This is a genomic window from Flavobacterium sp. GL_143, assembly GCF_057834355.1.
The window spans coordinates 56,946-70,011 of the sequence record NZ_CM174401.1; the positions used below are offsets into that span (position 1 = coordinate 56,946).

At 31.8% G+C, this 13,066-nt stretch carries 12 protein-coding genes; 1 reads left to right on the forward strand and 11 read right to left on the reverse strand.

All coding sequences use genetic code 11. The annotated features are described in order from the left end of the window. Window positions 1-63: 63 nt before the first annotated feature. From hpf to AC3IPI_RS00270, 5 genes are all read right to left on the reverse strand, one after another. On the reverse strand, window positions 64-366 hold the full coding sequence (gene hpf, locus AC3IPI_RS00250) for a ribosome hibernation-promoting factor, HPF/YfiA family (protein ID WP_035619362.1): 303 nt from the start codon (window positions 364-366) through the stop codon (window positions 64-66). A 34-nt stretch (window positions 367-400) separates the two neighbouring features. Beyond that, window positions 401-1,294: a tyrosine-type recombinase/integrase gene (locus AC3IPI_RS00255; protein ID WP_086894248.1), complete on the reverse strand. Its 894-nt coding sequence runs from the start codon at window positions 1,292-1,294 to the stop codon at window positions 401-403. Window positions 1,295-1,369: 75 nt separating this feature from the next. Beyond that, complete coding sequence (gene rpsU, locus AC3IPI_RS00260) at window positions 1,370-1,564, reverse strand: 30S ribosomal protein S21 (protein ID WP_039111382.1); 195 nt, start codon at window positions 1,562-1,564, stop codon at window positions 1,370-1,372. A gap of 380 nt (window positions 1,565-1,944) precedes the next feature. Further along, window positions 1,945-3,087, reverse strand: coding sequence for an acyl-CoA dehydrogenase family protein (locus AC3IPI_RS00265; RefSeq protein ID WP_039111384.1), 1,143 nt, complete (start codon window positions 3,085-3,087; stop codon window positions 1,945-1,947). 10 nt (window positions 3,088-3,097) lie between these two features. Next, window positions 3,098-3,985 (reverse strand): helix-hairpin-helix domain-containing protein, encoded by an 888-nt coding sequence (locus AC3IPI_RS00270; protein WP_489156368.1) that lies wholly within the window; start codon window positions 3,983-3,985, stop codon window positions 3,098-3,100. 247 nt (window positions 3,986-4,232) lie between these two features. On the opposite strand from AC3IPI_RS00270, the gene AC3IPI_RS00275 reads away from it, so the two are divergent. After that, window positions 4,233-5,684 (forward strand): amino acid permease, encoded by a 1,452-nt coding sequence (locus tag AC3IPI_RS00275; RefSeq protein WP_323488881.1) that lies wholly within the window; start codon window positions 4,233-4,235, stop codon window positions 5,682-5,684. A 76-nt stretch (window positions 5,685-5,760) separates the two neighbouring features. On the opposite strand, the gene AC3IPI_RS00280 is transcribed toward AC3IPI_RS00275, so the two are convergent. The 6 genes from AC3IPI_RS00280 to AC3IPI_RS00305 all read right to left on the reverse strand — a co-directional run bounded on the left by AC3IPI_RS00280 (window position 5,761) and on the right by AC3IPI_RS00305 (window position 13,064). Beyond that, window positions 5,761-5,988: a hypothetical protein gene (locus AC3IPI_RS00280; RefSeq protein ID WP_035619202.1), complete on the reverse strand. Its 228-nt coding sequence runs from the start codon at window positions 5,986-5,988 to the stop codon at window positions 5,761-5,763. Window positions 5,989-6,064: 76 nt separating this feature from the next. Beyond that, complete coding sequence (locus AC3IPI_RS00285) at window positions 6,065-7,336, reverse strand: DUF2851 family protein (RefSeq protein ID WP_489156371.1); 1,272 nt, start codon at window positions 7,334-7,336, stop codon at window positions 6,065-6,067. Between the two features lie 60 nt (window positions 7,337-7,396). Beyond that, on the reverse strand, window positions 7,397-7,879 hold the full coding sequence (locus tag AC3IPI_RS00290) for a 3'-5' exonuclease (RefSeq protein ID WP_489156373.1): 483 nt from the start codon (window positions 7,877-7,879) through the stop codon (window positions 7,397-7,399). A gap of 88 nt (window positions 7,880-7,967) precedes the next feature. Continuing rightward, entirely contained in the window at window positions 7,968-9,329 is a 1,362-nt protein-coding gene (locus AC3IPI_RS00295) for a pyridoxal-phosphate dependent enzyme (protein ID WP_489156375.1), read from the reverse strand. Window positions 9,330-9,381: 52 nt separating this feature from the next. Next, complete coding sequence (locus AC3IPI_RS00300; protein ID WP_489156377.1) at window positions 9,382-11,331, reverse strand: putative porin; 1,950 nt, start codon at window positions 11,329-11,331, stop codon at window positions 9,382-9,384. A 221-nt stretch (window positions 11,332-11,552) separates the two neighbouring features. Beyond that, window positions 11,553-13,064, reverse strand: a complete 1,512-nt coding sequence (locus AC3IPI_RS00305; RefSeq protein ID WP_489156379.1) for a SusD/RagB family nutrient-binding outer membrane lipoprotein — start codon at window positions 13,062-13,064, stop codon at window positions 11,553-11,555. Between the last annotated feature and the right edge of the window lie 2 nt (window positions 13,065-13,066).

Below are 13,066 nucleotides of genomic sequence, written 5' to 3' on the forward strand. Positions count from 1 at the left end.
TAACGGACTGCAAATGTAGCTATTTTATCTTTGTATCAAAACTTTTTTTGAAAAAAATTTACATTAAATATGTGTTCTTACCTTTTCTTTCCTTTTTACTAACAATCGTTCAAGTGATTCCGCCGAAAGCTCAACAGCCTCTTCAAAAGTTTTACACTGTTTTTTTACCAAAAAATCATCACCAGGAACATTGATTTTTATCTCAGCAATTTTATTCTCTTTATCACTGGTTTTTTCAACTTTTAAAAAAACATCTGCCGACACTACCCTGTCGTAATACTTTTCTAACTTATCCATTCTCTCTTGAACGAAATCTACTAATTTTCTGTCAACAGTAAAGTTAACCGCATGAACATCTACCTTCATAATAATTATTTTAGAATTAAACATTTCAGAATTCTTATTTATTCCTAGGATGTGCATCGGCATATACTTTTTTAAGAGCAGTTAAACTGCTATGAGTATACACTTGCGTAGATGCCAAACTTGAATGTCCTAACAATTCCTTGACTGAATTTAAATCGGCCCCGTTATTTAATAAGTGAGTCGCAAATGTATGGCGGAGAACATGAGGACTTTTTTTCACTTTTTCGGAGACTTTACTAAAGTATGAATTTATTAATCGATACACAAAGGTTTCATTTAATTTTAACCCTTTTTTAGTAATAAAAAAATAATCTTTATCAATAATATTTTCAACACTTTCGCGCTCTTTTACATACAACAAAAACTGTTCGGTAATTACAGGCAAAACAGGAATAATACGTTCTTTATTACGCTTACCCAACACTTTAATAGTACAAGCCGACGAATCGACATTATTTACCTGCAACCCGATTAATTCTGCCCTACGTATACCTGTAGTATAAAACAAATCGACTATCAATTTATTCCTCACTTCTTCAAAACCTACAGAATTCCCCATTTGACTCATCAAATCAATCAATTCTTTTTCAGAAAAAGGAATCTGTATTGTTTTAGGAGTTCTCAACGCTTTATGTTTCAGCATTGGATTAACTTCTATTTGTTTGATTTTTAAAAGAAATTTATAAAACGCTTTTAAAGAAGCCATTTTGCGATTAACAGAAACGTTAGACACATTACTATCTACAAGCGAAACAATCCAAGACCTAATCTGACTATAATTTGCCTGATCAATATTTTCCTGTTCAAAATGAAGTTTATTAAACGACTCAAAAGAAACGATATCGTTCATATAAGCATTCAGGGTATGTGGAGAGTATTTTTTCTCCAACTGAAGATATTCCTGAAATGCTTGTTTATTTGTTTTCATAAAATAAAAAAACCGTTAGCATCAAAGTTATAAAATTTTGATGACTAACGGCATTTATTCGAATATAGATTTTATCTAACTCTCCAAGTTGTCTTTCATGTTTTGAATGTAAGCAGCTTTTTGAATTTTGATTCTATTTTTTACAGATGGCTTAATAAAAGCAGTACGTGCTCTTAACTGACGAACAGTTCCTGTTTTATCAAATTTTCTTTTATAGCGCTTTAATGCTCTATCGATATTTTCTCCGTCTTTAATTGGTATAATTAACATAATATTGACACCCCCTTTCGTTAAGTGTGCAAAAGTAAACATTATTTCCAATTACGAGTTATAAATTACGAATTATTTTTTTACAATATGTTTATTAAGAGAAGCGAGATGTAAAGTGTAAAATATTAAGACGTGAGTAACAACATCAATACAATTCTTTAATTTAATCTTTTCACATTTTACGAATCCCTTTTCACATATCTCTTTTTACGTATCTTAATCGTAATGGAGGGTTGCGTGAGGGATTGCAGCGGAAATCCTTTTTTGTTCTTTCTTTTAGAACAAAAAAGATTATAGCGAAAAGCCCGACCTCAAAAAAAGAAGCCACTCAACGTAAAATGAATGGCTTCTTTTTTTGAGGGCATGCCCATATTATATAATTAGTCTTTTAGAATATTTCTTGAAATAACTAATTTCTGAATTTCGGTAGTTCCTTCTCCGATAGTACACAACTTTGAATCTCTGTAGAATTTCTCTACTGGAAAATCTTTTGTATATCCGTAGCCTCCATGAATCTGAACTGCTTCATTAGCCACTTTCACACATACCTCTGAAGCATACATTTTAGCCATTGCTCCCATTGTGGTTACTGGCCTATGTTGTTGCTTTAAAAATGCTGCTTTGTGCAATAACAATTCTGAAGCTTCGATTTCGGTTACCATATCTGCCAACTTAAACGAAATTCCCTGAAAACTACTAATAGGTTGCCCAAACTGGTATCTTTCTTTTGAATATTTTAAAGCTGCTTCATATGCCCCTTTTGCAATTCCTAGGGATAATGCTCCTATTGAGATTCGTCCTCCGTCCAGGATTTTCATAGATTGTATAAATCCTTCTCCAACATTTCCTAAACGGTTTGCGTCTGGAATTCGGCAATTATCAAAAACCAATTCTGCCGTTTCACTAGCACGCATTCCTAATTTATTTTCTTTTTTTCCTGATGTAAATCCTGGCATTCCTTTTTCAAACACAAAAGCTGTCATTCCGCGAGAATCTCCTTTTTCGCCTGTACGTACAATTACTACTGCAATATCTCCTGATTTACCATGGGTAATGAAGTTCTTCGCTCCATTTACTACCCAATGATCTCCATCTTTTACCGCTGTCGTGTTCATTCCTCCAGCATCTGAACCTGTATTATGCTCAGTTAACCCCCAAGCACCAATATGTTCTGCTGTGGCTAATTTAGGAAGCCATTTTTTCTTTTGTTCTTCGTTACCAAATGTCAAGATATGATTTGTACATAATGAATTATGAGCAGCAACCGATAATCCTATAGATGGATCAACTTTTGAAATCTCCTCAATAATGGTTATATATTCATGATAACCTAATCCTGACCCTCCATATTCTTCTGGAACCAGAACTCCCATAAAACCCATTGCTCCTAATTCTTTGAATAGGGAGATTGGAAATGTTTGCGCTTCATCCCACTCCATTATATACGGACGGATGTTTTTTTCAGCAAATTCTTTTATGGACTGAGCAATCATAGACTGCGTTTCGTTATAATCAAAATTCATTAGTATATTTTTAGAACTCCAAATATAAACCAATTATTTTTGCTTTTTCAACAGGAAAGCCCTTAATTTTTATCAAATCCTCAATATTCTTTATATTTCCATTCATACTTCGATAGGTGACGATTTGTTTTGCCAGCGCATATCGGAAATAAGGAAAGAGCGCCAGCTCTTTTAAAGACGCATCATTTATGGCTATTTTCTTGAAATTAGTGAGTTCAGAAATTTTAAAATGACTATTTAAATTTGAAATAACTTCTGGCGAAAGTCCCCAAATATCATCAAGTTGTTCCATCGACACAAAATAACCATAACTTTCTTTCTGTTTTAGAATCCGCAAAGAAAGAACTTCTCCAATTCCTGAAACTTTAGTCAAATCTTCTTGAGTAGCACTATTAATATCTACCTGAATAATTTTTTCCTTTTTAGGAAATGTCTTCTGATTGGGGTAATTTTTATATTCTTTTGTTTCTTTCTTATTGTTTACCCAATCTGGAAATTTAAAATACGGAGTCATTACATTTAATAATGAATCTGAAATTTTTGTTACACCCTGAAACTCCTTGGGAGAATTAACGTATTTATTTTCTTTACGAAAAGCTAATAATCTATCTATTTCTTCTACTGACATGCCTAGTTTATATCCTTTGTAATCTGTAATAAAATTAGGATTGAATAAATAAACTTTTTCTTCTCTATTATTATCTGCAGTTTTGATTGAATCAATTTGGCTTTGTAAAGACATCCATTTTTCTTTTTCGGGAAAAAACTGTGATGGGGAGCTAAAATCTGCAAAAAAGTAAACTAACTGCAAAATGATGATGATTGCAAATAGAAAAAAAATACCGATTCGTTGTTCTCGACTAAACTTAAAGTAAGGAGCAATTTTTCTAGAATTCATTTTTGATTAAAGCTTAGTTTAACTTGGGGCTGTAAGTTATATCAAAAAACTTTATTTTCGTAGGAAAATATTTAAAATTTTATTACCAAATACAAAACAATTTAAATATCTTGCAAAGCAAAATATCCGATTAACAAACAATTTCGCAGAGTTTTAATTATTTTATAACTTAAAATGCACTAATTGTTTTTATTTTTTATAAAAAAGAATACATTTGGAGCTTAATAACAATTAACCAAAATAATATATGTCAATTTGGAAAACTAAACCACTTTCGGTATTGCTTAATGAAGCTTCCGAATCTGAAAAAGGCTTAAAAAGAACCTTATCTTCAGGGTCATTAGTGGCGCTAGGAGTAGGTGCAATTATTGGAGCCGGATTATTTTCATTAACTGGAATTGCTGCAGCTGAACATGCTGGGCCAGCAGTTACATTATCCTTCATTCTAGCTGCTATAGGATGTGCTTTTGCAGGTCTTTGTTACGCAGAATTTGCTTCGATGATACCTGTTGCAGGTAGTGCTTACACTTACTCTTATGCAACTATGGGTGAATTTATGGCATGGATTATAGGTTGGGATTTAGTTTTAGAATATGCATTAGGAGCCGCAACGGTCGGTGTAAGTTGGTCGCGTTATTTACTCGAATTACTTAATAAATATAATATTCATCTTCCGCATAATTTCATTTGTTCACCCTGGGAAACATTAAAACTAAGTGACGGAACTGTTATAGAAGGCGGAATAATTAACCTTCCTGCCGTTATTATAGTTTCATTACTTTCATTATTATTAATAAGAGGTACTAAAGAATCTGCTTCTATAAACAATTTCTTAGTTATTTTAAAAGTTGCTGTGGTAATTGTTTTCATCGTATTAGGATGGAGCTATATTGATACTGCAAACTACACTCCTTATATTCCTAAAAATACTGGTGTTTTTGGTGAGTTTGGATGGTCTGGTATTGCTGCTGGAGCTGGAACTGTATTTTTTGCCTTCATTGGTTTTGACGCTGTATCTACTGCTGCTCAAGAAGCTAAAAATCCTCAAAAAGGAATGCCAATTGGTATTTTAGGTTCTTTGGTAATCTGTACTGTACTATATGTTTTATTTGCTCACGTAATGACTGGTCTTGTGCCTTATTATGAGTTTGCTGGTGATGCTAAACCTGCTGCAACTGCATTTGCAAAAACTGGATATACTTTTTTACAAACTGGTTTAATCATTGCGATTTTAGCTGGATATACTTCGGTAATATTGGTAATGTTAATGGGACAAAGCCGTGTGTTTTATACTATGAGTAAAGATGGTTTATTACCTAAGTTCTTTAGCGAAATTCACTCTAAATTCCGTACTCCTTGGAAAACTAATCTTTTCTTTTTAGTATTTGTAAGTTTATTTGCTGGTTTCGTTCCTGTAAGTGATTTAGGTCATATGGTGAGTATTGGTACTTTATTAGCTTTTGTATTAGTATGTATCGGTGTTATGGTTATGCGTAAAAAAATGCCTGATGCTCCAAGATCTTTCAGAACTCCATTGGTTCCTTTTGTACCGATTGCGGGTATTGTAATTTGTTTGGCATTAATGTATTCTTTACCAAACGAAAGCTGGGTAAGACTTGTAATTTGGATGGCTCTAGGTGTTGTTATTTACTTTACCTACGGCAAGAAAAACAGTAAATTAAACAATCCTGATAAATAAAATATATCTCAATACAAAAAAGGGATTATAAAGTATTAACTACTTTATAATCCCTTTTTTTATGGATTAAAATGAATTACAAATCAAAAACAGAAGTTCTTTTGGCTCGAACTAAATCTTTTAATCTAATCCAGAATGCTAATGTTAAATACACTCCAAACCACAATCCTGCAGTAACAAAGGATATGTATATAAAAAACAAACGAACGCTTGTAACTCGCATTCCTAATTTATCGGCTAATCTGGAAGAAACATGAAAGCCGTATTTTTCAAAAAAGAATTTAAGTTTAATAATTGCTGACATATATTTGATAGTTGATTTGCAAAAGTACAAAATAAAACAATTACCTAATTTTACATTTATCTCATTCTCTAACTTTCTAATTCCCCTTTAGTAATTCCATCCCCACGACACAATCAAGACATCTGCTTTTATTACAGTATTCATTTTTTAGTTGCAATAATGATTGAGTTTCAAAAGCATTTTGAGCATTAATTTTAAACAATTTAAACTTATCTATAACAGTGTTTTTTTCTGGTTTAATTTCGTTTAAAAGTGCAATTAAGTCTTCTGAAACAGCCTCTCCTTGCTTTTTAGCATAAGCAAATTGCATCGGAATAATTGTATTTACGATAAGTAAATCAACAAATGTTTGTGCAGTTTTCTTCGTCTTTACAGGGCTTATTTTATCAAACTGATAGTGGTTTTGCCAATATGGTGCAACAGAAACTAATAGTAAATCATAAATTTCTTTAACAGATTTTAAAGTAATAATCTTAGAAAATAAATTCTGATGTTTATGATATAAATTAGCTAATTGCGAAAGGCGAATCGTTGGAAAATTATCTGGTCTGAGTTTAAAAAATTGCACAGGATCTATGTATTTTTTCTCCAGCTGGTATTTATGTAACAGATAAAAATATCTGAATTTTAAATCTTTAAAATAATTATCCTCTTTTTCAATATCTAATAAGCCTGCATTTCCAAAAAGCAAGGCTTCTAAATTTTCAACTTCAAAGCTTTCTTTTCTTATTATAGTAAAGGGAATAGATAGGGCTATCTCTAAAAAGGAATTTCCGTTGATATTTAAGCCAAAGTTTTTAGCTAAAAAGCAAAACATTACTGCTTCCCAATCATTATTTGTTAATTCTAACAGATCATAAATAGGCTGTGATTTACGCTCTAATCTTTCAAAAAACAAACGTTCTTGCCAATTTATGAATGAAAAACTATCAATATCTTTAATTTCTTTTTCGCAAAAAATCCAAGATTTAGGCGCAATTAAGGTTTTATAGTTTTTAATAATTTCTTCTGAAACGTAGTTTTTTAAAATCAAGACAGGGATTTCTAGATTGTTTCTATTAAAAATTTCACTATCATGCTCCCAAACTACATGAAGAATTACATTTTCGTACGCTTTATCTTTTTCATGATGATGCAAATACCAATCAGAAGATTTTAGGTGTATTTCAATATTTCCTGCCCATTTTTGATTTCCTATTATAACTTGGGCATTAAAAAAATCGGGACCAGCCAATTCCAGATACTGTCCTACATTAATAATGGTAAGTTCTTCATTATTATACGTTCTTAGATTTAAAGTATCAAACTTTTTATACTTCCATAGGTAATGCAAAAAATCTTCTTTCATTTTTTTAGCCATTTAAAGATTGACTAATGTAATTCAAAAAAAGATAAAAATGAAAGAAAATTACCTCAATAAATATAATTTAGCACATGCCCGAGCATCAGATAATGCTTCGTGATGGTTGAGCTGTATTTTCATTTCACGACAGCAATCGCTTAATTTGGCAGGTTTTAGCCCTTTGGCTTTATATATCTTAACTGTGCATTCCCAGCGTGAAGCGATATTTAAATCTTCATAGCTTAATCCGCATAATTCCATAGACTTTGCTAAAACATTGCGATCAAAGCTTTCGTTATGGGCAACAACGATTCTGTTTTCTAGACGTTTCTTGATTTCTGGATATACTTGAGCAAATGATCTTGCATTTACTGTATCTCTAGGATAAATACCATGCACTCTAATTGTAAATGGTGAATATTCGTTATTAGGTGGCTTGATTAAAGTAACAAACTCGTCTACTATAACTCCATTCTCTACAGTAACTATACCTACTGAACAAGGATGATACCCTGTAGCTGTTTCAAAATCTATGGCGGTAAAAGTCATTATACTAAATTTATAAGCTAAAAATGCCACAAACTCAACGAGCTTTCTCGCTAGATTTGTGGCATTTTAATTTGTTTTGAATTATGTCCTATTTTATAGAACCTATAATATCGTATTTTGTTATAATATGATGGTTTCCGTTTTCTAAATCTACTAAAACGGCATCATTTTCTTTTGTAAACAATTTCGAAACTTCTTCTATCGGAGTCCCTAGTTTCACAATAGGAAATGGTTTTCCCATTACTTCTTTAATCGGTTTTTCGGCTACATTTTTATCGGCTACATAGCTTCTAAACAAGTCTGTCTCATCTACCGAACCTACAAATCCAGTAATATCTACTACAGGTATTTGAGAGATTTTATATTTACGCATTCTTTCAATAGCGTGCGAAACCAATTCTTCGGTACGTACAACTATTAATTGCTTGTCTAAATGGTCTTTTATAACATCTTCAGCTTTTGTAACATTCTCTTCTAGAAAACCACGCTCACGCATCCAATCATCATTAAACATTTTACCTACGTAACGGCTTCCTGAGTCATGAAAAAGCACCACAACAACATCATCTTTTGTAAAATGTTCTTTTAGTTGCAACAATCCTTTTATACAAGCTCCTGCTGAATTCCCTACAAAAATTCCTTCTTCGAGTGCTATTTTTCTTGTGTAAACAGCTGCATCTTTATCGGTTACTTTTGTAAATCCATCTATCAATGAGAAGTCAACATTTTTAGGTAAAATATCTTCTCCAATTCCTTCGGTGATGTATGAATAAATTTCGTTTTCATCAAAAATACCTGTTTCATGGTATTTTTTAAAAACTGAACCATATGTATCTATTCCCCAAATTTTGATATTTGGGTTCTTTTCTTTTAAGTATTTTGCTACTCCAGAAATTGTTCCTCCTGTTCCTACTCCAACGACAAAATGAGTTATTTTTCCATCTGTTTGTTCCCAAATTTCTGGTCCTGTTTGCTCATAATGTGCCAATGCATTTGATGGGTTATCATATTGATTTACATACCATGAATTTGGGGTTTCTTTTGCTAATCTTTTTGAAACAGAATAATAAGAACGCGGATCTGTTGGCTCTACATCTGTTGGACAAACTACTACTTTTGCGCCTACTGCACGCAAGATGTCCATTTTTTCTTTTGATTGCTTATCCGAGATTACACAAATAAGTTTGTATCCTTTTATAATTGCAACCAAAGCCAATCCCATTCCTGTATTTCCTGAGGTTCCTTCGATAATAGTTCCTCCTCGCTTTAAGCGCCCATCTGCTTCGGCATCTTCAACCATTTTTACAGCCATTCTATCCTTAACAGAATTTCCTGGGTTAAAAGTTTCTACTTTTGCTAAAACCAATGCATCAATTCCTGCTACGGTTTTATTTAGTTTGACTAACGGTGTGTTGCCAATTGTTTCTAAAATATTTTTTGAGTAATTCATTATATTAAGTTTGGAAATTATACGATCTGATTCCCATTATTATTAATTAATTTTATTGGAAGAAATTCCAAATTAAACCAAATCGGATAACAAAATCACGATATGGATTATTAGGTGCGGAATAGTAATTACTACTCGAAAACGATGAATTAAAATGCTCTGCTTTTAAAAAGATTCGAGTTTGTCTAATTCTGGCGTTTATAAAAAAGTCAAAGTTCGGATAATTTCCGATTTCTTTCTTATTTTGAACAAAAAATTCACCAATTACAGGATTATAATCATTACCATAATAGCTGGTGAAATAATTAAACACAATTCCTGTTTGTAAGTAAAGTGCTTTCTTAAAGAAATAATTAGTGTAGTACAATGTATTTCTTGTAACAATTTCTGGCACATTTAAAATAGCATCTGTTTGATCTACTTTTTGGTATAAAACGGTATTATCTAATGCAAATCGCCCAAATTTAAATTCTTTACTTGCCTTTACCTCTAGATAATTAATTGTATTACTATATTGTGCTGGTCTTATAATTTGTGTTTTTAAAGCAGCTTCGGCTGCTGTTGATTGATCCTCAAAATACAAATGGTCATTCAAAACTGAATATTGAAATGACATATTAACCCATGGTGTAATAGCGCTAGCACTTAATGAATTAATTTTTTCGTTTTTAAAATTTTTCGACCAGTTATACTCTACATAACTACTTTGGTATAAATTATAGTTATTATTAGGTAGTTTGTTTATGTTTTGATACTCAAATAAAAATTTAATCTTATCGCTAAAATCATATTTAAGCTTTGCTTCTAAATCCGAAAGCGACTGACTTGTTATTGATCTTGAATATAAAAATCTTCCGTTCCATTTATTTTTTTGATATTCATATTGTCCTCCAAAACTATTAATATCCTGACTTAATGAACTAGGGATAATTGTTCCATCATCAAAAAGCAAAACTCTTCCATAATATGAATTACTTCTAAAATCATCTACAAAAAAATGAAATTTCCCTAATAATACATTTTCATAAGCAACTCCTACCTTATTATACATTTTATTATAATGAGATTGATCATTGATATTACTTGTTACATACGAATTTCCAAATCGAAGTACATTTTCATTACCTACTCTTGATAAAACTGTTGGCTGATAGTATTCGAAAAATTTATTTTCATAATTAAACTGGTGCGTTACATACAAATTATTATTTCCTTCTGTTTCATTTATTCTGTATGCGTGATCAAAAAACAGTCGCTTACCTTTTAAAAACGATTTTGCATCTGTTAAATACACTTCCAGCCTTTGTCGGTTTTTAAAATCTGGATCACCACTTTCAAAATCCTCAGGCGTTGTTATCCCTCCATTTTCTTCATTCGAAACATCTTGGTAGGTATAATGCGCATTAATATGATACTGTCCTTTTTTTGTGCTATAACTTGTTGTAAATTTAAAATTCCCTGTACTCGACAGTTGATTGATATAATTACCCTCAGACCTTAATCCCTTATATTCTGCGGACACATTAAATCGTTCTGACAGATTCAATGTTATAAAAGAATCTAATGTCTGCCCTTTATTAATCGTAGATTTAAAATACAATTCGGTTAATGGCGTTGCAACCGAGTAGTACTTAACATCATTAGCTTCTAGAAAGTTAAAATGTTTGGCTTTGAACCCCATTTCTGGATAAGGAGTAAAGCTTGTTAAGCTATATTGTAATGTATTGTATGTTTGCCCGATATTAGAAAATGGCAAAAGTCCAAAATTATCCTTTCGTAAATAATTATGACTGTATTCATTTTGAATTGTAAGCGATGTATCTACGTAAGTTGTATCACGTTCCAGCGTTATATACCGGTATTGATCTATTCTTGCAACTTTCTTTTTGGCTTTTATAGTATCATTAAGACCACGATGTTCCCCATTCATTTCTAATGGTTTTACCTGAGAAAATAATAGTGTGGGTAGTACTAAAAGATAAATTAAAAAGAGAATTCTCATTTGAAAGGGTTATATATAGATATTATTTTTGACTATTTTAGTGTGGCAAAGGTAAATTATAAAAACGTATAAATAAAAAAACACAATAGATTAATATAAAAACGCAATCATTCCTATTTTATGCAAGAACCCCGATTACAAAAATGTAATCGGGGCTCTAAAAACTCAAAATATTTATTGTTTATTCCTTCAAATTTTACCTTGATCTGTTATAATCAGGATTAGAATTTATCCCAGAATATTTTAGTATTCATTAAGTCACCACCAATAGCAGCAGCAGCTTTAGCATAATTTGTTCCGTTTATTGATTGCTCAACTCCTGGATATGTATATCTTACTGGAACAGTTAGGATATTTTTATTTATAGCTGAAGTTGGAGATTTTAATTTTGGAAAATCTAATCTTCTGTACGAAGTCCATGCTTCAAATCCTCTGTTATAAAGAGCAAACCAAGCTTGTTTACCTATTTTTTCTTGCCAAGTTGCTCCACTTAGTGGATTTAAATAATTCACATTCGGCTGACCTAAGTAAGTTGTAATACTTGCTGCTGGCACTCCCCAATCCGCCATTGAAGCTGTTATTCCTGCCTCATAATAAACTTTAGCTACAGCCGATCCTCCTGGAATTAAATTTTTCTCAGCAGCTTCTGCTAATAAAAATTGTAATTCTGAAAAGTCAAATATTGTTCCTGGAAAAACAGGATTATTTAATGTAGCAGTTATATGTGAATACGTTTCAAAAACGTTAGCTTCTCCATAAGTACCTCCTACAAAAGTTCTTCCTGGAGGAATAACTGGAGTCGGTTTTGTACCATTAACAAAATACTTCACCATTCTAGGATCTCCACCTGGAACAACTGCATCCATTGCTGCAACAAAAGTTTCAGCTGGAATAAAATCATTCCTGTTTGCCGTAACTAAATCAGCATATAACGGATTTTGATTCCCTGATGTAGTTAAATATACCAACTTTGCATTTTCAGCATTACTTGTTAAAACACCTGAAGCCAAAGCTGCCTTAAGTTCTGTAGCTGCATAAGCAGGTTCTACATCCGAAATATTTACTGCTAATTTTACAATTAATGAGTTGGCAAATTTTACCCATTTTCCATTACTTGCTGCATCTCCTGCATAAATAATATCGGCACTACCAAAATTAGGGCTTGCAGCATTTTTTTTCAATATTACAACATCATCTGTCAATCTTTTTATAAGATCTTTGTAAATTGTTTTAGCATCATCATAAGCTGGCAAAGGATAATTTACAATATCTCCTACTTGACTATATGGAACATCTCCAAAAGTATCTACCAAGATACTATATGTATAAGCTTCTAAAATATCAATAAGAGTTAACCTATTTTGCTTAATAATAGCAGCGTCTTCAGTTTCAGTCACCTGACCATTAATCATCTTTTTAGCATCATAAAAATCAGCTAAAACATCTCTGTACAAAATACGAAAATGATTATCTGGAATTTTTCTAGTCGTAAGATCAAACTGACTTTCACTAGGGTAAGTAGTTTCTGCCCATTGTTGAGAAAACAATCTAAACCCATTATTATTTACATTGGTACTTACCATCTGATCTACTAATTTCTTTTGAGCATTAGTAAACATATATTCTGGTTTGGTCGATGTTGGTTTTTTAGGATCAACATTCATATCTGTAATATCAGTACTACATGAGATAGCAATACTAACAAAAGATATTAATAAAAATATTTTTTTCATGA